The organism is Brevibacillus sp. Leaf182 (genome assembly GCF_001423865.2).
Classification (GTDB): Bacteria; Bacillota; Bacilli; order Brevibacillales; family Brevibacillaceae; genus Brevibacillus; species Brevibacillus brevis_C.
Genome location: NZ_LMPN02000037.1, coordinates 218,362 through 239,066, shown reverse-complemented (window position 1 = coordinate 239,066; position 20,705 = coordinate 218,362). Strand labels below are relative to the sequence as shown.

Annotated in this window: 15 protein-coding genes; all 15 read left to right on the top strand. The window is 46.0% G+C overall.

The genetic code is table 11. The features are described from left to right. Positions 1–2 precede the first annotated feature (2 nt). The 15 genes from ASG16_RS28230 (at position 3) to ASG16_RS28160 (ending at position 20,629) form a co-directional block, all read left to right on the top strand. Positions 3–539 (top strand): 3-hydroxyanthranilate 3,4-dioxygenase, encoded by a 537-nt coding sequence (locus ASG16_RS28230; protein WP_056487553.1) that lies wholly within the window; start codon positions 3–5, stop codon positions 537–539. Continuing rightward, positions 530–1,534 carry an amidohydrolase family protein gene (locus ASG16_RS28225; protein WP_056488501.1) on the top strand — a complete coding sequence of 335 codons (1,005 nt, stop codon included), beginning with the start codon at positions 530–532 and terminating at the stop codon, positions 1,532–1,534. Before ASG16_RS28230 ends, ASG16_RS28225 begins: the two co-directional genes overlap by 10 nt. After that, positions 1,531–1,992: a RidA family protein gene (locus tag ASG16_RS28220; RefSeq protein ID WP_056487551.1), complete on the top strand. Its 462-nt coding sequence runs from the start codon at positions 1,531–1,533 to the stop codon at positions 1,990–1,992. The genes ASG16_RS28225 and ASG16_RS28220 overlap by 4 nt, the downstream gene beginning before the upstream one ends. Positions 1,993–2,002: 10 nt before the next feature. Beyond that, positions 2,003–3,469 (top strand): aldehyde dehydrogenase, encoded by a 1,467-nt coding sequence (locus ASG16_RS28215; RefSeq protein WP_056487548.1) that lies wholly within the window; start codon positions 2,003–2,005, stop codon positions 3,467–3,469. A gap of 32 nt (positions 3,470–3,501) precedes the next feature. Next, on the top strand, positions 3,502–4,287 hold the full coding sequence (locus tag ASG16_RS28210; protein WP_056487545.1) for a 2-keto-4-pentenoate hydratase: 786 nt from the start codon (positions 3,502–3,504) through the stop codon (positions 4,285–4,287). Between the two features lie 22 nt (positions 4,288–4,309). Further along, complete coding sequence (locus tag ASG16_RS28205) at positions 4,310–5,197, top strand: acetaldehyde dehydrogenase (acetylating) (RefSeq protein WP_056487541.1); 888 nt, start codon at positions 4,310–4,312, stop codon at positions 5,195–5,197. A 25-nt stretch (positions 5,198–5,222) separates the two neighbouring features. Further along, a complete protein-coding gene (dmpG, locus tag ASG16_RS28200) occupies positions 5,223–6,260 on the top strand; it encodes a 4-hydroxy-2-oxovalerate aldolase (RefSeq protein ID WP_056487538.1) in 1,038 nt (345 codons plus the stop codon). A 5-nt stretch (positions 6,261–6,265) separates the two neighbouring features. Next, positions 6,266–7,054 carry a 2-keto-4-pentenoate hydratase gene (locus ASG16_RS28195; protein ID WP_056487535.1) on the top strand — a complete coding sequence of 263 codons (789 nt, stop codon included), beginning with the start codon at positions 6,266–6,268 and terminating at the stop codon, positions 7,052–7,054. A 700-nt stretch (positions 7,055–7,754) separates the two neighbouring features. Further along, positions 7,755–8,786, top strand: coding sequence for a Cfr family 23S rRNA (adenine(2503)-C(8))-methyltransferase (locus tag ASG16_RS28190; RefSeq protein ID WP_056487532.1), 1,032 nt, complete (start codon positions 7,755–7,757; stop codon positions 8,784–8,786). A gap of 77 nt (positions 8,787–8,863) precedes the next feature. Then, positions 8,864–9,331 carry a DinB family protein gene (locus ASG16_RS28185; RefSeq protein ID WP_056487529.1) on the top strand — a complete coding sequence of 156 codons (468 nt, stop codon included), beginning with the start codon at positions 8,864–8,866 and terminating at the stop codon, positions 9,329–9,331. 172 nt (positions 9,332–9,503) lie between these two features. After that, on the top strand, positions 9,504–10,061 hold the full coding sequence (locus ASG16_RS28180) for a GNAT family N-acetyltransferase (RefSeq protein ID WP_056487527.1): 558 nt from the start codon (positions 9,504–9,506) through the stop codon (positions 10,059–10,061). A 509-nt stretch (positions 10,062–10,570) separates the two neighbouring features. After that, positions 10,571–11,467, top strand: a complete 897-nt coding sequence (locus tag ASG16_RS28175) for a proline dehydrogenase family protein (protein WP_082517186.1) — start codon at positions 10,571–10,573, stop codon at positions 11,465–11,467. Between the two features lie 136 nt (positions 11,468–11,603). Further along, a complete protein-coding gene (locus ASG16_RS28170; RefSeq protein ID WP_056487522.1) occupies positions 11,604–12,446 on the top strand; it encodes a helix-turn-helix domain-containing protein in 843 nt (280 codons plus the stop codon). A gap of 561 nt (positions 12,447–13,007) precedes the next feature. Then, the gene (locus ASG16_RS28165; RefSeq protein WP_056487519.1) at positions 13,008–17,510 is read left to right on the top strand and encodes a non-ribosomal peptide synthetase; all 4,503 of its coding nucleotides are present in this window, start codon (positions 13,008–13,010) and stop codon (positions 17,508–17,510) included. 32 nt (positions 17,511–17,542) lie between these two features. Further along, the gene (locus ASG16_RS28160; protein WP_056487516.1) at positions 17,543–20,629 is read left to right on the top strand and encodes a cyclic peptide export ABC transporter; all 3,087 of its coding nucleotides are present in this window, start codon (positions 17,543–17,545) and stop codon (positions 20,627–20,629) included. The last annotated feature ends 76 nt before the right edge of the window (positions 20,630–20,705 follow it).

Below are 20,705 nucleotides of genomic sequence, written 5' to 3'. Positions count from 1 at the left end.
GCATGCGTACATTGGCACCTATCCATTTGTGGAAATTTATCGAGGATCACATCGATCAGCTCAAGCCACCGGTGAATAACAAGGTGATTTGGAAAGATGCAGAACTAATGGTCATGGTAGTGGGAGGGCCGAATAAGCGGCGGGATTTTCACGTTGATCCATCCGAGGAAGTCTTTTACCAGCTCAAGGGTGATTGCTTCGTAGAAATCATCAATCAGGATGGGAAGCGTGAGATCATTACAGTCAGAGAAGGTGAAATGTTCCTGCTTCCTGCGAATGTCCCGCATTCCCCACACCGGATCGCGGATACGATCGGACTCGTGATTGAGCGCAACAGAAATGAGGGAGAACTGGAGGACTTTGCCTGGTTCTGCGAAAACTGCGACCACGAAATGCATCGGGTACGGATTCAACTGACCAACATAGAGGTGCAGGTAAAAGAGGCGATTGAAGGATTCAACAGCAATCTGGAGCTGCGGACATGCCAAAAATGCGGTCACGTCATGCCTCCGGAAGCGAGTGAGTGGAAATGCGAGTAGACTTCCATACCCACATTATTCCAGAGGATCTTCCCAACCTGGCAGAACGATTTCATGGCGAGCGTTGGCCAGTTCTGCACCGCACTTGCACATGCGGGGCAACTATCATGGTCGGGGGAAAAGTTTTTCGCGAAGTGACTGATCAGGTGTGGGATCCCCAAAAACGGATTCATGACATGCAGCAAGAAGGCGTGGATATGCAGGTGTTGTCACCCATTCCGGTCACGTTTTCCTACTGGGCCCCGGCAGCCGAAGCGGAAGTGATGGCGCGGATTCAAAACGATTTTATCGCAGAGATGGTCAACCAGCATCCGAATCATTTCATCGGATTGGGTACAGTTCCATTGCAAGACACCGAGACAGCCATTCGGGAAATGGATCGCTGCATGCACGAGCTCGGCCTGAGAGGAATCGAAATCGGTACCAATGTTAATGGCAACAATCTGGACGACCCGGGACTGATTCCTTTTTTTGATAGGTGTCAGGCATGGGATGTGCCACTCTTCGTCCATCCATGGGAGACGCTGGGCAAAGAACGGATGCCGCGGCACAACCTGATGTACACCGTCGGAATGCCAAGCGAGACAGCGCTTGCCGCAGCAAGTCTTATCTTGGGCGGCGTGATCGAGAAGTTTCCGCGCCTGAAAATCTGCTTTGCCCATGGCGGCGGCTCTTTTCCTTATATTTTACCCAGGCTGGACCAAGGCTGGAAGGTATGGCCGCATTTGCGTCTGACCGATCAACCACCTAGTGTGTACGCAAAACAATTCTACTTTGATTCCTTGACATACGACCCGCTGAACATCCGATACATGATGAAGCGCTTTGGTGAAGATAAAATCATAATGGGATCGGATTATCCCTTCCTGCTTCGTGAAACACCTCCCGGAGAAGTCATCGATCATACCTTGGAGCTGACGGACGGACAGAAGCGGGCGTTGCTGGGTGAAAACGCGCTTCGCTTCCTGAACATAAAGGAGATGAGCAGACCGTGAAACATCAGACTGAAACGCCGGAACAACGTCTACAGGCTATGGGTCTATCCCTGCCCGAACCGAGACAGGCGGCTGGTAATTATGTCGGTTGTGTCCAAACGGGCAATCTTCTCTTTCTGGCAGGCCAAGGGACAAACGAATATCGAGGGAAGCTGGGACAGGATGTCACGATAGAGGAAGGCTACCTAGCTGCCAGGCAGTGCATGCTCAATCTACTGGCTGTTGCCAAACATGAGCTAGGGGAATTGGAGAGAGTCAAACGAGTGGTCAAAATACTCGGATTCGTTAACAGCGATCCAGCTTTTATAGATCAGCCTAAAGTCATGAATGGGGCATCCGATTTGTTGGTGGAGCTATTCGGCGAGAAAGGCAGGCATGGGCGGTCCGCAGTAGGGATGGCCCAGCTCCCGCTTAATAACGCCGTAGAAGTAGAGATGATCTTGGAAATCGAGAATTAGGAGGATTCCCATGAGTCAGACTGCCAAGGAAAACCAGGTACGAAAAGACGCCAAGCTATTCATAGACGGAGATTACGTGGACGCTGTTTCCGGTGAAACGTTCGATACGTTCAACCCAGCGACAAATCTCAAGCTGGCTTCTGTTGCCAATGCAAGTGAGCCGGATGTAAAAAGGGCGATCGACGTGGCGCAGCGTACGTTTGAGTCAGGCGTTTGGAGTGAGGTGTCTGTAGATGAACGCGCCAAGATTCTCTGCAAAATGGCTGACCTGGTGATGGAGCGTGTGGACGAACTCGCTTTGGTGGAAACGCTCGATGTCGGCAAGCCGATCAAAGAAAGCCGGGGCTTCGATATTCCGAGGGCGGCAGCCAATTTGCGCTTTTTTGCCGAAATGGCTAAGTACATGGTCCATGAGCATTATGAAATGCGCCATTTTATGTCCTACGCCAAATATGCTCCCGCAGGTGTGACCAGTTTGATCATTCCATGGAATTTGCCCTTCATGCAGATGACCTGGAAAGCATCAGCGGCTTTAGCGGCGGGAAATACCGTCGTTGTAAAGCCAGCCTCGTACACCCCTCTCTCGGCGGTGATGCTCGGAGAGATTGCCAATGAAGCAGGTCTGCCTTCTGGCGTGCTCAACATCCTCACTGGTCCAGGTGGGACTGTCGGGACGGCGATGACGACGCATCCCCATGTGCGCCGGATATCTTTTGTGGGAGAATCTAACACCGGCAAGACCGTCATGCAGAATGCCGCTTCGCATCTGATTCCAGTCTCGCTCGAATTAGGAGGCAAATCAGCGAATATCGTGTTTGAAGATGCCGATCTTGATGAAGCGGTAAAAGGGTCGGTCGAGGCGATATTCCGCAACCAGGGCGAGATTTGTCTGGCAGGATCGCGTTTGTTGGTGCAGGAAAGCGTATATGATCAGTTTCTGGACAAATTTGTGGCGGCTGTTCAAAGGATCAAGGTGGGAAATCCGCTGGAACCAGAGACGGATATGGGGGCGTTGGTGTCCCGCAGTCACTTGGAGACGGTGGAGCACTACATCCAGATCGGACTGGAAGAAGGAGCCAAGCTCGGTTTCGGCGGAAAACGGATCAGCGGGCTGGGTGACGGTAATTTCCTAGAGCCAACTGTTCTCTATGATGTAGACAACAAAATGAGGGTAGCCCAGGAAGAGATTTTCGGTCCAGTCATCGTAATCATCCCTTTTCGTTCAGAAGAGGACGCTATTCGAATCGCCAATGATTCGGCTTACGGCTTGGCAGGAGTGGTTTGGACTAACGACCTTCGGCGGGCGCATCGTGTGGCTGATCGAGTGAAGTCAGGTCTTTTATGGATCAATTGCTGGTATGTGCGTGACTTGCGAACTCCGTTTGGCGGTGCCAAGGATAGCGGGATTGGCCGCGAAGGAGGGCGTCACAGCTTCGAATTCTACTCCGAGATCAAGACAGTCACCATGAAATTATAGCGAGAAGGACTGCAAATCAGGGAGGGAGCCGTGTGGACATGGAAAAGATCACGCGATTTGCCGATCATTTAGCGGCGGCGAGTCGTGAAGGGCTGGGAGTAGCGCCACTCACTTTACTGGAACCGCAAATCAGCGAGATAGAGGCATACCACGTTCAATTGAAGACGATTGAGCGAAAAGTGAAAGAAGGCGCGAGGATTACAGGGAAGAAAATCGGCCTGACCTCTCGTGCCATGCAGACACTGCTTGGCGTGGAACAGCCAGACTATGGACATCTATTGGACGACATGGTGGTTGAAAACAACGGAGAACTGCCTTTCGAGCATGTCCTTCAGCCAAAAGTTGAAGCAGAAATTGCCTTCCTGCTGAAGCGCGATCTGGAAGGGCCACATGTAACCATCTTTGACGTCTTGATGGCAACGGAATATGTAGTGCCAGCTTTGGAAATCGTGGACAGCCGTATAGCCAACTGGCAAATCAAACTAGAAGACACAATTGCGGACAATGCATCCTCGGGCTTCTATGTGCTGGGTGGACATCCTGTGAAACCGCAAGATCTGGATCTTCCTCTGGTAGGAATGGCGTTTTATAAAAATCAGGAGATGGTCAATACCGGTGTTGGTGCCGCCGCATTGGGCAATCCCGCATTTTGTGTGGCGTGGTTAGCGAACAAGCTGTACGAATTAGGAATGACACTCAAAGCAGGAGAAATCATCTTGTCCGGTGCGTTATCGGCAGCAGTTGAAGCTAAGGCTGGCGATGTATTTCACACACGGATTGCTGGACTTGGTTCAGTAGGAGTCAGGTTTGGTAAGTAAAAAATAGGAAAGGAGTGCATGTATGAAGAAAGTAAAAGTAGCAATACTGGGCTCGGGTAACATCGGAACAGACCTGATGACCAAGCTTGGAAGGTCGCCAGTTCTTGAACTGACGTCCATGATTGGAATCGATCCTGAATCGGATGGCCTGCGGAGAGCAAAGGCAGCCGGATACTACGTATTTGACGGCGGATTAGAACACTTTTTGGAAAGCGCTACGGAACTTGGAGATATCGTCTTTGACGCTACTTCAGCCCGTGCACATATTCGGCATGCCAAGGCGCTCAGGGAGGCAGGAAAGTTCGCCATCGATCTGACGCCTGCTGCTGTGGGGCCCTATGTTGTACCATCTGTGAATCTCGGTGCGCATTTGAATGAAAAGAACATCAATCTGATCACATGCGGCGGCCAGGCTACGATTCCGATCGTTCATGCGATAGGGAGTGTGAGTCCGGTCAGCTACGCAGAGATCGTGGCCACTATTTCCAGTAAAAGCGCGGGTCCCGGCACACGTTCCAACATCGACGAATTTACGGAGACGACCGCACATGGTATCGAAGCGATTGGCGGAGCGAAGAAAGGCAAGGCGATCATCATCCTGAATCCGGCGGAGCCACCGATCCTGATGAGAGATACGATCTATGCAGTAGTGGAGGAAGGTGCGGACCGACAGGCAATCGTGAAGGCTATCCACCAGACTGTTGCCTATATTCAAGCATACGTTCCTGGTTACCGACTGCGCTCAGAACCAATCTTTGATGAAAACAAAATCACCATTTTTTTGGAGGTAGAAGGCGCGGGCGACTACCTCCCTACTTATTCTGGCAATCTGGATATCATGACGGCGACAGCGGTGAAGGTAGCAGAGGATTATGCCAAGTATACTGTCGGCACCGCAACCGGTATATAGCCACGATTGAAAGGTGGAACCGCTTATGAGTCGTGATATTGTGATCACCGAGGTAGCGCTTCGAGATGGGAGCCATGCGATCAATCACCAGTTTACTGTAGAGCAAGTAGTCGAAGTGGCGCGCGCATTGGATGAAGCAAACGTGCCGTATATTGAGGTCTCCCATGGAGATGGATTGGCCGGATCGTCCCTACAGTATGGGCTATCCAGGACCCCTGAACTGGAGCTGATCGAGGCTGCCGTTTCCGTTTGTAAACAAGCGAAAGTGGGCGTGCTCTTGCTGCCGGGAATCGGCACGATCAAAGATTTGAAAACGGCTGCAGGGCTTGGGGTAGGGATGGCACGAATCGCCACACATGCGACCGAAGCGGATGTTTCCGCTCAGCATATTTATCAGGCTAAAGAGCTTGGCTTGACAACAGTTGGCTTTTTGATGATGTCGCATATGGCTGCTCCGGAAAAACTGGCGGAGCAAGCTGGACTCATGCAAAGCTATGGAGCCGATGTCGTGTATATCGTCGATTCTGCTGGTGCTCTGCTACCTGATCAAGCAGGGGAACGAGTCCGGGCATTGAAGCAATGTCTACATATTCCCGTTGGCTTCCATGCACACAATAATTTGTCTTTAGCCATGGCCAATACGCTCGTCGCCATTCAAGAGGGCGCCACCTGGATTGACGGCAGTGTGCGGTGCTTGGGTGCAGGTGCGGGCAATACACAAACCGAGGTTCTCCTTGCTGTATTGGATCGAATGGGCATTCAGACGGGCGTCGATCTGTACAAAATGATGGATTTGGCAGAGGAAATCGTGTCGCCGATTCTTCAAGTCCCACAGGGAATTACCAGAGACGCTCTGGTTCTCGGATACGCGGGTGTCTATTCCAGCTTCCGGCTTCATGCCGAGCGTGCAGCCAGAAAATTCGGCATCGACTCCCGGGATATTTTAATCGAGCTGGGAAAACGAAAGGCCGTGGGGGGACAAGAAGACATGATCGTGGATGTCGCAGCGGAAATCGCCCAACTGAACAGCTCTACCAATCTACCAATATCAGATAGGGGGTGATCAGCGTGCAATCGGAACTATTGTACAAAAGGCTGGCTCAGAAGCTGGTGGATGCGGAGTTGAACAGGGAGGGGATCGTAAAACTGACGGCTGAATACCCCGAGCTGACAGTGGAGGATGGATATCGTATTCAAAATGAGCTGGTCTCCCTCAAGCTTGAGCAGGGACATCGCATCTTTGCCTCTAAAATGGGTTTGACCAGTCAGGCAAAGATGAAACAGATGAATGTGCACGAACCGATTCGGGGCTACATTTTTGACTATATGAATATCGAGGATGGCATTCTTCCGATCAATGAATTGATTCATCCCAAGGTGGAAGCGGAAATCGCCTTTGTATTGAGTGAGGATTTGGAAGGGCCCGGCATCACTGAGGCTCATGTCCTGGCATCCACTGGCTTTGTGGTTCCCGCACTGGAGATTATCGATAGCAGGTATGCGCAGTTCCAGTTTGCCTTGCCGGATGTTATTGCTGACAATACTTCGTCTTCCCGTGTGTTTATCGGATCGACGTGGAGAAAGCCTGATGAACTTGAACTCGATTTGGTAGGTGTGACTCTTTCGATCAATGGCGAGCTCAAAGACTTGGGGGCTGGTGCAGCAGTTCTCGGTCATCCAGCCCACTCAGTCGCAATGCTGGCGAACATGCTTGCTCGCGAAGGACGCAAGCTGCACAAGGGAGATTTGATTTTGTCCGGGGGCATGACCAGTTCCCATCAGCTACACGAAGGGGATGTCGTAAGCGCCAAATGGGGTAGCCTCGGAAGCATTGAGTTTGTAGTGAAAACGGAATAGGGAGTACGGCGAAAAGCCGAGAAGATTGCAGGGAGTTATCCCGTATTCGCTCGGCTTCTTTTTTCGTCTGGATAGCTAAATAATTTGTATACAAGCGAGTGCTTCACTAAAGAGAAGGTATCAAGACCGCAATTGTTACCGGACCTTATTCAATGTTCCCAAATTGGTCTACATGACAGCATTCAGCAGGTAGTGTCTAAGTTACTGGATGACCTGTTGTCATGTGGAAACCGGTATGTTAAAATCGTGCTGATACTTAACGATTGGAGTTGAAGAGGATAATGTAAGCATTCTTGCCACTTTTTTAATGAATAAAGCAGAATTTGTTTTATTCTTTATTGGCAAGATCGTTACCTTATTCTTTTCACTCAGAAAATATATCCTTGTTATACCCTTCATGGGTTGGATGTGCCGTATTTTTTGAGCTACAGGAAAGGTAACTTTCTTGTAGCTCTTTTTTATTCTGACAAAAGAAGTTGGAGGATGAAAGCGATGGAGATTGAGGTTGTAGATGATTATGTGAACTGGTTCCAGTTGTGTGAAGCGGTTCACAAAAAAACAAATCGGTTGCCGGAGATTTACCAATTTATCGACAGATGCACGTAGTAATCTGTCTGCAAACGTATGAGTTGAGTAATCACGTGTCATAGCGCCAATTGACGGTTGCTTTTTACGGTTTCTCCGGCAGTAAGGAGAAGACATGAAACTAACCTCGAAATATGAAACGATTCGGCGAATATTGTCCGAATTCAAGCAGCCCGAGTATCGCTATGCTCAGATTATGGACGCAATTTTCAAGCAAAACATCGACGAATACGGCCAGATGACCATGCTACCCAAATTTTTGCGCGACGAGTTGAACCGGATACTTGGCCCGAACGTTTGCAGTATCGTTCCGGTAAAGGAACTCACGTCGAAACAGGTCAGTAAGGTGCTTTTTGCTATTCCGGGCGACGAACGCGTGGAGGCCGTACGACTTACTTATGAGCGGGGGTGGAAATCGTATTGTATTTCCACACAGTGCGGCTGCGGATTCGGGTGCAAGTTTTGTGCTACCGGTACCATTGGTCTGAAACGAAATCTGACCGCCGACGAAATCACCGACCAATTGCTGTACTTTCGCTTGAACGGCCACACTTTGGACAGCATCTCATTCATGGGCATGGGGGAGGCGCTTGCCAACCCGCATATTTTTGATGCAATGACGATATTGACCGATCCGTATCTCTTTGGTTTAGGACATCGACGAATCACGATTTCCACTATCGGCCTGTTGCCGGGAATCGACAAGCTGACTCGGGAGTTTCCCCAGGTCAATTTAACCTTCTCGCTGCATTCGCCGTTCGACGATCAGCGAAGCGAGCTGATGCCGATCAACGACCGATTCCCAGTCCGCGACGTACTGATGGCATTGGATCGTCACATCCGGCAAACAGGAAGAAAGGTATATATTGCGTATATTCTACTTCGTGGAGTAAACGACTCGACGGCGCATGCCGAAGCAGTAGCCGAGTTGCTAAGGGGAAGGGGATCTTGGGAACATCTCTACCACGTTAACCTGATTCCATTCAATTCGACCGAAGTTACGCCAGACAGCTATCGGCAATCTGATCCTACTCGGATTAGAGCGTTTGCTCGGATTTTGAAGTCAAAGGGTATAAGCATCACGGTCCGAACTCAATTCGGATCGGACATTAACGCGGCATGCGGCCAGCTATACCGTTCTGAATAAAGGGACTTGTTTTATTTCAAAGAATACTATGATCAATGGCTACCAGCCACACGAATTATAATTAAGGAGAGGATCGGATGGAAAAGTTGATCGAGGAGTACAGCCGAGACTATGAGCTGTTGCGAGAAGCCATTGAAGGATTGTCTGAGGAAGAGCTGCGTTTCCAGCCTGCACCGACCAAATGGAGCATCCACCAGATTCTTATTCATGTAACAGATTCCGAGATCTTGGCGACACATCGCCTGAGAAAAGTCTTGGCGGAGGAAGAACCGCTTCTGCTATCTTTTGATCAGGAAGCCTGGTCGGATAACCTGGGATACGAACGGTTGGACCGCGAGCGGCATATGCTCCTGTTCCAAATGCTGCGGGTCAGCATGCAGCCGCTTCTGGAAAATCTGACACCCGAGCAGCTTGTTCGGGTCGGGCAATATCCCGACGGAGCAAGGTACACGTTCAAAGAATTGCTTGGATTACGCGTCCAGCATGTCCGTGACCACCTCGCCCAGATTGAGCGGGTAAAGCAGGCATTATCGAAGGATAGTTAACGATTAAAAAGCTGTCGTACCTGTTAAATAATGATTGTACAATATCTAGAGAATCTTACATGCTAATAATGCTTGGAGGTTATGAAAATGACGGAGCAATATGTATTCCGTTAAGTCCGTGGTCCCCCTTTCTATCTCTATTCTCACCTTATAAAAATATAGGAGGATGAATATGGATATTTTCATTAGAGAACTGAGGGCTGGGGACGATGATTGTGGTAGAAGCATAGATGGGAGCTTTACCGTAGACTCTACCCTTGTCTTGCAACTAATGGGACAGCGAATCGGATATACGGTGAAGGAGATACCTCTTAGGAATAAAAGCTACGATGATGAACCGCTTGTAGAAGATACTGTTGAGGATTATTCGAACTATATCGGCAATCCCCATCAAATCATTTATTTAGCGCTCGTAAATAATCAAGTTGTGGGTCAGATTGTTTTGAAAAGAAATTGGAACAAATATGCCTATGTGGAAGATATCAAAGTTGATAAGCGATATAGAGGCTACGGTGTCGGTAAAAAACTAATCGAACAGGCTAAACGCTGGACGAAGGACGGCGGTATGACGGGAATCATGCTGGAGACACAAAGTAATAATGTCCGCGCATGTAAATTCTACGAAAGTTGTGGCTTTGTCATCGGAGGTTTCGATTCCTACGTCTACAGAGGTCTAGTTAAAGATAGTGATGAGGTGGCGATTTATTGGTATCTCATGCTTGAAGAATAAAGTGATTATTTTCTTCGAACACGAGCACTAAGTCCTATCTCCTTATACGCGTAGCCCACCGGACGGTAACTGTAAATAGAGTACTATTCGATTTACAGATCACGATTTTGGAGGGACTTGTAGATGAGAAGAGAAGACAAGCATACTGAGAAGAGCTATACAGCATTCATCTGCATATTGAACGTTGAGGTAACGCAGCACCAGTTTAACTTGCTGGCCAAAGTATTGTCTTAGATTCTATTCAAAATTTAATCAAATGCAAAAGGAGCTTGTCGTGCCGCGATAGCTCCTTTTGCATTTTTCGCCGATTCCCCCGTTAAGCTAAAACTGTATCATACCTGTCTTTTTTCATGCGAAAGTTAAGCCTAATTGAGCAACATCATACAAGAAACTCCCTAATTTTTTTTCCTATAATAAATGCAACTTGAACGAAATGAGGGATAGTAGTGACTCTATCAATCGAAAAGCAATTTTCCGATTCCTTGAAATCTATTGCCCGTAATTTAAAGATGAAAGAGTACATTCAACAATCTTCGGAGCTGAATCCAATATTTCAGCGTGCAGCTAAGCGATTTGTAACAGGTGATTTAAGAGAAGATGGGGTTTCAGTTGGTAATCAACTAATACAGAAGGGATACCGTATTTCTCTGGAATTCATCGGAGAAAACACAATAAACAAAGAGGAATGCTTACAGGCAAAAGATGAATTTATAGCATTGATGAAAGAATGTGGGGATCGTAGACTAAGTGCTCGGATTTCTTTTGATTTATCTCATATTGGTTTATCGATTGAGCCTGGGCTTGCCTATCAAAACTTGATGGAAATGGCGAAAGAAGCGCAATTCCATGGCCTTTCTCTAATGATTAGTATGGAGGAATCAGCTAAAACAGATCAGATCCTTGCCATATATAAAAAAGTCGCTGTGGATTATTCCAACGTAGGGATTACGCTGCAAGCACAATTGCATCGAACATTTGAAGATATTAATGAATTAATTCATTATCCTGGGGCAATTAGGATTGTGAAAGGAGCGTATCAAGAGCCGTCAGATATTTGTACTCCTCGTTCTGAAAAGCTGGATCAACGTTATCTTGAATTGGTGGAGATATGTGTGAAAGCCGGTCACCAAGTATCCATTGCTTCTCATGATAATGCTATATATGAACAAGTCATCGAGCGTGGTTTTTTGCGAAATCCGTATGTGGAGGCGGAAATGCTTTATGGCATACGCCCCGAATTTTGCAAAAAACTTAAAGATGAAGGACTGCCTGTTCGGGTTTATCTTACCTATGGTGTAGAGTGGTACTTATACCTTTGTCATAGAATAGCTGAATACCCGCCAAACCTTTATACTGCCATTACGGATATGATTTGTGGAAAGGGAGATTCTTCCCAACTTTATTGAAACGATACTTTTCTGTAAGCAATCTCACCCACACTTTGCAAATATGGGTGGAGAATTTCAAATTTGTCTCCCGTTTGAATGAAGAGAACGAGTAGAAATGTTTTATGAACTTGAAGAAGATAAGGAGGGGGACCGAATGGCTAAAGAGGTTCGAACGGTCTGTTTTGATAAAAAATTAAAAATAGAGGCATACTGCTTTAAAGGAGTTATGCAGAAATTCCCAAATCATTTTCATGATTATTACGTTTTGGGTTTTATCGAAAAGGGGAAGCGTTTTTTATTATGCAAAAATCAGGAATATATCATAAACGCCGGCGATGTGATCATGTTTAACCCACGTGATGCTCATACTTGTGAACAAGTAGACGGGAAAACGCTGGACTATCGAAGTCTTAACATTCCTGAGAGTATTATGCGACAAGCCGTTCGGGAAATCACGGGAAGGGAATATCTTCCGCGCTTTACACAAACAGTTCTTTATCGCAGCGAACTCGCAACATCCCTGCGGGAGCTTCATCTGATGATTTCCGAGGGAGACATTGACTTCAAGAAGGAGGAGCTGTTTCTATTTCTCATCGAGCAGCTCATACAAGAATATTCCGATGCTGTACCCGAACATTGCATACAAGAGCCTGCCTCTGAAATGAGAATGATCTGTGATTACTTGGAATCCAATTACGCAAATACAATTACGCTTGACCAGTTGAGTGATTTAACGAAAGTAAGCAAATATCATCTGCTGCGTTCTTTTACCAAACAAAAAGGTATCTCCCCATATAGTTATCTGGAAACAATTCGGATCGGAAATGCCAAAAAATTGTTAGAACAAGGGATTCCACCGATGGAGGTCGCTTTTCAAACTGGTTTTAGCGACCAAAGTCACTTTTCTAATTTTTTCAAAAAACTGATCGGTTTAACACCTAAGCAATACATGAAGATATTTGAACCCATAACAGAATCGCATTTGCCGGATGGCTAGGAAAACCTACTCCATTAAGAAACTTATTTAGCTCGATAATGTTTATTATCGGGTTCTTATTATTTTTCTTTGGTTCCGTCATTCTATAAAAAAGAGTGGGGAGTGGATAATGAGCTGAGTTAGAATTGGCATTGTGCCAGTCCTCGCAATAACTTCAGTTATGCTTTAGACCGTCAGGGTTTGGGAAAGTGATAAGCCAACCTTCTATAGGAGAAGAATGAAATCATGCAGAAACTGCCAATGACATTGGAATTTATATAGAAATGTGGAAAAAGCTTGAAAAAAGTTGCCTGACCCATTAAAATGTCGTTAAAAGAAACACGGACACTTACTCGCAAAATGAGAACATAGGATGAAATGAGAGATTTATTAGCGCAGATAAGCCCTATTTCAATCTAAAAATCATAGCAACCTGAGTGAATCTATTGAAGCTTAGGCACATTAGAGGAATGAAGGGGTCATACGGGAAAGTGAGCGCGAGTGTATTGTCTGGATAATACACGAAGTGGCGAAGCTTTGCCGTTTTTTTGCTGAATCGAAAACCAAAAAGGTTTTCACGAGATGGAGGAATTGCTATACATGGATTCATTATGTTTTTACCAGTTAACCCATCCCCAGAAGAGAATTTGGTTGATCGAGCAGATTTACCCCCAAACACCCTTGCATAATATTGGTGGAACCGTAAAGATAAAAGGGCCTGTTCAATTTTCACTACTTGAAAAGGCTATACACCTCTTCATTCGAAGGCATGAAGGATTGCGTTTAAGATTTGTTAACCAAATGGGGGAGATCCAGCAATTTGTGAGTCATATTGAGGATATCCCATTAGATTTTGAAGATTTCACTGCGTACAATGAGCCGCATAAGGAATTTGATAATTGGGTGGAAACGGAAGCGAGAAAGCCATTCGTCATCGAAAACGAAAGGCTTTTTTATTTTGCCATGTTTCGAATTTCAGACAGTGAGAATGGGTATTTGGCCAAGTTTCACCATATAATCGCAGATGGATGGTCGATCAATATTATGACCGATCATATTCAAGAAATCTATAGCAAACTTTTGCGTGAAGAGGAAGTAGGGGAGCATCTAGCTCCTACTTACTTGACGTACATCGACCACGAGAGAGATTACCTTTCGTCGGACCGGTACCGGAAAAACAAAGTATTTTGGAATGAGAAGTTTCGAGTCCTACCTGATTCGTTTTTGGAAAAAAGCTCTGACGCCTTAGCGGGAAACCGTATCACATATGAATGGAACCCTAATCTTTCTGCTCAAATCAAAGCGTGGGCCAAAGCCAATAAGTGGTCGTTGAATACGGTTTTGGTAGGCTTGTATTTGCTGTATGTTCACAAGATGACTGGTCAAGACGATCTCGTGATAGGCACACCTGTACTCAATCGATCTGGTAAACAGCAAAAGAGCATGTTTGGCATGTTTACCAGTACGATGCCGTTTCGTTTTACGATTAAGGCTGGCTGGTCAGTTACGGAAATGATGGATGAGGTCAACAGCGAACTGCAGGATTGCTTTTTTCATCAACGCTATCCGTATGACCTGTTGATCCAGGACATGGAGCTGAAGAAAAAGGGCTACAACCAATTGTTTGATGTATGTGTCAATTATTACAACACGACACTCGATACCGAATGGGAAGGACATCCGGTCGAGAATGTTGAGTTCTACAGCGGGTCCCAGATTTATTCCATGCAAATGGTGATAAAGGAATGGTCGGATTCAGGCAGCATCAGCATTAGCTTTGACTACAAAATGAACGATTACACCGAAGAGCAAATCTATGATCTGTTCGATCGTCTGACTTCGCTGATCAAAAAAATCGTGTCCAATCCCAATGAAGAAATCAGGCAGCTCACGGTTTTCTACGAGGATGAGTATAAAAAACTAGTAGAAGACTATAACGATACCGCTGCACCTTATCCGAGTGACAAAACCATTTACCAGCTGTTTGAAGAACAAGTGGAAAAATCACCAGACAAGATCGCGATTCAATATGGCAAAGAGTGGCTGACTTATCGGCAACTGAACGAGAAGGCCAATCAGCTAGCCAGATATTTGAGGGAACAAGGGGTCCGTCCAGAAACAATTGTGGGCATGCTGACCACACATTCTATGGAAACCATGATTGGGATTATCGGCATTGGAAAAGCCGGCGGAGCCTTCATGCCAATTGATCCAGATAATCCAACTGAGCGGATACGGTATATTTTGCAAAACTCCAGCACAAAAATCTTGCTGACGAATGTGGCTATCATGGACGAGTTTGGTTTCGATGGACAGATTATCAGCCTAACGGACGTCAACTACGATCATTATCCATCATCCAATATGCTAGTAGAGAGTAAGCCTACAGAGTTGGCATACATGATCTATACATCTGGTTCTACCGGAAGGCCGAAGGGAACGATGGTCGAGCATCGCGGTCTTGTCAACTATATATATTGGGCGAAGAAAATGTACGTCAAACACGAGGACGAGATGTTCGCGCTCTACTCCTCTTTGGCATTCGACCTGACAATTACCTCTGTTTTTACTCCGTTGATCTGTGGAGGAACAGTTCTGGTTTATAGCCAAACAGAAGACGAGTATGTGCTGTTCCGCATTTTAAAAGAAAACAAAGCGTCGATCATCAAGCTCACGCCTTCTCATTTATCCTTGGTGTTGGATCGGGACAACAGGAATAGCTCCGTGAAAAGATTTATAGTTGGCGGCGAAAATCTGAAGGTTAGCCTTGCCAATAGCGTATATGACAGCTTTGGAGGCAATATAGAGATCTTGAATGAATATGGGCCAACCGAGACGGTGGTTGGGTGTATGATTCACTCCTATGATGTTGAGAGAGACACGAGAGTATCGGTACCAATTGGCAAACCTGCCGATAATGTCCGAATTTACGTATTGGACAAAAACATGGACCCTGTTCCGACATACGCTGTGGGTGAAATCTATATTTCAGGAGATGGAGTGGCTAGAGGGTACCATCACAATCCTGAACTTACCAAGGAGAAATTCTTGGACGATCCATTCGTAATCGGCAAGCGGATGTATAAGACAGGAGATCTCGGAAGATTCTTACCGGATGGCAAGCTGGAGTACTTGGGGAGGGACGACCAGCAAATCAAGATCAGGGGACATCGGGTTGAGCTAGGAGAAATAGAAAACCAGTTGATCCAGCACCCGCAGGTAAAAGACGCTGTTGTCTTGGATCGGGAGGACAAGAAGAATGTCATCCTATGTGCCTATTACGTTGCAAAAGGAAATATCTCCACTGATGACTTGAAGCAGCATCTTGGACAACAATTGCCAAATTATCTTATTCCACAGCATTTTATAGAAGTAGAAGAAATCCCGCTAACAGCAAATGGAAAGGTCGACACGCGTTTATTGGCAGAAATGGAACTGCCATTGGCGGAAAATACGGAATATACGACTTATTCAACCGAAAAAGAAAAGCAGTTCATCCAGACAGTAGAAGAAGTCCTAGGGGTTGAAAAGATAGGAAGGAAGCACAACTTCTATCATTTGGGCGGGGACTCTATCAAGGCCATTCAGATAGCGTCGAAACTGAATGTCAAAGGCTACCGGATAAAAGTAAAAGAGATGCTGTCAACCCCCATTTTGGAAGAAATGGCGTTGCTCGTTGACGAGGTTCCGCTGGTTGTTATTGATCAGGGATTAGCCCAGGGAAGTATAGTACCTGCGCCAATCGTATCGTGGTTTTTTTCCCAGAAACTCCCCAAGCCGCATCATTATCATCAGTGTGTCTTGGTGGAAATCAATCAAGGTATTACGGTTGAGATGCTAGAAAGAACACTCTTCAAGCTGATCGAACATCATGACGGCTTGCGAATAAACGCCAAGGCGAACCATGGCGAGTTGTTTTACAATAATCACCACCTCCTTGGTCTGCCAAGGATCAAAGAGCTCGATTTCACAGGCTTATCTCATTCCGAGCAGTCAGACAAGCTGATGGAAGTAGCCTACGAACTCGCTGATAACGCTGATATATTCCAGGATCTTTTGTTAAAAGCATGTGTAATCGATGTTGGAAGCTCGCGGAATATGCTGCTTGTGGCCCATCACTTCGTGGTAGACGGGGTATCCTGGCGAATCATTGTAGAAGATTTGAACACGTTACTAAAACAAATCAGTCTTGGACAAGATCCGTTACTCCCTCCAAAGACGCATTCCTATCAAAAATGGACGGAGTTCCTTGAGAGCTATTGGAGAGAAGAGGAAGAAAAGGAATCTGGGTATTGGCAAGCTATACTGCAAAAGTTCACTCCTTTCCCTGTTGACCATGATCTGGGTGTAGATAGTATAGCGAGCAGTTGTACGCTCTCAGCCGAGATCGGTAAGCAGGAAACGCTTTCCCTCTTGTCGGAAGCCAATGTTACCTACAATACAGAGCCGATCGATTTGTTGCTTACGTCTTTGCTGGTGACCATCAAAGAATGTACGGGAAGTACGGATATCCTGATTGAGACGGAAGGGCATGGGCGGGAGCAGATAGAGGACAAGTTGGACATTACCAGGACGGTCGGATGGTTTACCAGTCTGTATCCATTGGGCATCTCCTTAACCGATGGTAGTCTGTCCCAACAAATCAAGCACGTCAAAGAGGAACGGAGAAAGGTACCAAATAACGGAATCGGTTACGGAATATCACGCTACCTTGCGAAGTCCATCCCTTATCAGGCACCTAAGACGATTAGGTTTAATTATCTGGGGGAGTTTACGCAAGAGTTTGAGGGTGGATATGTAAAATTGTTGGGAGGTTCTGTCCAGCAAAGCACAAGTCAAGACAATCTGCTGACTTGTTTAATCGATGTGAATTGCTTTATTTTGGATAGCCGTTTGCAAATACGGCTGACCTTTAGCCGGAATAAATATAAGGATAGCAGCATGCAACAATTTTTGGCTCATTTTAAAAAGCAGCTTGATGAGATCATCCTGTACTGCAGCCAGAAAGAGTCGAAAGAGTTTACTCCTTCCGATTTTGAAACGGTAGAAATTTCGCAGGAAGAGTTAGACAATCTCTTCATTTGAGGGTGGAAAATTTGTGATGAGAGGTTAATTTTATGAGAAAAGGGATCTCGGCATGGCTTGTTTTGCTTCTGCTCACCATGATTTTTCCCCTGCAGCTACAGGCAGAAACGGCAGTAGAAGGTAGTTTGAGTAAAGAAGAAATCGCATCAATCGAATCGTGGATTGACCAAAAAATGCAGGATGGCAAGATCCCGGGAGCCTCCGTTGTCATAGTAAAAGGGGAACAAACCGTCTACAACCGAGGATTTGGTTATGCGGATATGGCAGCAAAGAGCCCGGTGACCACACAAACTTTATTCGAGCTTGGGTCCACCACCAAGGCGTTTACGGGTCTGGCGATATTGTCGCTGGAGGAACAAGGATTACTCAATCTGAAAGATCCTGTGCAAAAGTACCTCCCTTGGTTTCAGGTGAAGGATGCAGAAGGACATACGCCAGAAATCACATTGGAGCAACTGCTCCATCATACAAGCGGAATTCCTTTTCATACGATTGGTGAAATTCCAGTCGGCGAAGAGTCTGACGCGCTGGAGCGAACCGTCCGCAAAGTGGTAGGGCAGACATTGGACTTTTCCCCCGGAGACAGATTTCTTTATGCTTCTATGAACTACGATGTACTAGGTTTGGTCATTGAAAAAGTAACGGGTGCGCCTTTTGAACAGTATGTGAAAGACAACGTGTTGACGCCGATTGGACTTAAAAATTCGTATTTGTTCCGAAATGAAGCCGAACGGCATGAGATGGCAAAAGGCTATAAAATCGGTTTTTTGGGGGCGAGAGAATACCAGGCTCCTGTGTATCGCGGCAATACGCCAGCCGGATATATCATTTCCAATAGCGAGGACATGGCAATCTGGCTCAAAAGTCAGCTAGGCTCGATTACAAATAATAATGTGAGCAGCGGGTTGATTAATCGGTCCCATCAGCCGGATCGATCCGTTTTGCCGAATATAGATAGTTCCTCGTATGCGGCGGGTTGGTTCGTCTACCAAAAAGGCAGCGGCGAACTCTCTCATGGCGGAAGCAATCCGAATTACTCTTCCTCAGTAGTAATACGTCCGGGAGAGAAACTCGGAGTAGCTGTATTAACGAATATCAACTCTGCCCATACGCAGGCAATGGGTCAAGGAATCATGGAAATCCTGCGACAAAAGAAACCACCGGAAAATGTATCCGATCTCTACAGCAGTGTAGATAATGTGTCGGTTGCGATCCTGTGCATTGCGATACCGTTGATCCTGCTTACTGCATGGTTTGCCATTGTTGCGCTTGGCGAAATCGCCCGAAAAAAGAGGATGCGATCCGGGGGATTCGGGAAAAATGCGTATCGATTTGTGCTGTTGCTTCTATGTCTGGGGCTGTCTGGGTATTGCTTTTATCAAATTCCTTCGGTTTTATTTGACGGGGTCTCATGGGACTTCGTCGACGTTTGGGCACCTTCAAGTTTTGTTATCGCCATTCAAAGCTTATTTGTCGGGATTGTTTTGTTTGCGTTCTATTACTTCATAACGGTGGTCTTCCCAAAATCGCATGATCGTACCTTTTTTCCCATTATCGTCCTTAGTACGGTGAGTGGATTGGGCAATGCCTTGATCATTTTTATCATTAACGAGGCGCTTAACCATACCGACCGGTTTCAGGGCGGATTGCTATCCTTTTTTGTGATGGGAATCGTCATCTATGTTTTTGGACAAAGATTGGTACGGGCTAAACTGATTACGATTACAAATGAGATGGTTTTCCAAAAGAGAACGGAGTTGATTGATAAAATACTGAAATCTCCGTATCAAAATATTGAAACCATTGAAAAAGAACGAATTTATTCCGTGTTGAACAACGATACAGAAACGATCAGCGGTGTGTCCAACATCCTGATTTTCGGGGTCACCAGTTTGGTTACGTTGCTGTGCTGTTTCATCTATTTAGGGATGGTCAATATTTACGGATTGCTGATTTCCATTTTCGTTATTATGGTCGCTGCCGGCCTTTATTTTATGGCAGGAAGGTATGCCAATCGCGTCTGGGAAGAAACCAGGGATATTCAAAACACGTTTTTCAAGTTCATTAATCACATGATTGGCGGTTTCAAGGAGCTTAGCATCCACAAAGGTAAAAAAGGACAATTTCAGGAGGAGCTGCAGGAAAGCTGTGACACGTACCGGACTAAACGGATTCAGGGAGATTTGAGCTTCGCCAATGTATTTGTTATGGGCGAACTTCTGTTTACCTTTGTGATCGGGGTCGTCGCGTTTGTTTTTCCTGTCGTCTTTGATGATATTGCAAACAGTTCCTTAAGAGCGTATATCTTTGTGTTTTTGTATATGACAAGTCCTGTTCACGGCGTTTTGGACGCGATCCCTAATTTTATTCGGGTCAGGATTAGCTGGAACCGATTAAACGAATTGTCGAGGCAGTTGGAAACAGGTGAGACATCACAATCAGAGCGAGTCAAAGAGGTATCGCCCGCAAGCGAGATCATTCACTTAGAGGCCAAAGATGTTGAATATCATTATAAAAACCAAGCGGGAGAACAGTTTACAGTCGGGCCCGTTAATCTGAGCTTCCATTCCGGGCAAGTCACCTTCATTACAGGAGGAAACGGGAGCGGAAAATCGACTCTGGGTAAACTGTTAGTGGGATTGTACAAACCTGACCAAGGGGAAATTTTAATGAATGGTCAGCAACTTGAAGAGTTAAGTCAAAATTTTGCGGCCATCTTCAGCGATTTTCATCTCTTTGAAAAGATGTATGGCATCGACGTGAAAATGAAAGAACAAGAAATTCAAGAATATTTGCTGAAATTAGGCATGGACCATAAGTTGCAAATCCAACATGGAGGATTCAGTACCGTCAATTTGTCCACAGGACAAAGAAAAAGATTGGCCTTGCTTATCAGTTGTATGGAGGATCGACCTATCTATTTCTTTGACGAATGGGCTGCCGATCAGGACCCTGAGTTCAGAGAATATTTCTACTATAACCTCATCCCTGAGATGAAACAAAAAGGAAAATGCATCATTGCCATTACGCATGACGACAGGTATTTCCATGTAGCCGATCAACTTTTAAAAATGGAAGTTGGTCAAGTTACCCACGAACAGTTGAAACAACATGCGTAACAGAACAGAGGATCTCCTAATCTAACAAGGGAGAGGAGAGATAGAAAAAAGCCATAGGATTGAATGATTTCGTTAA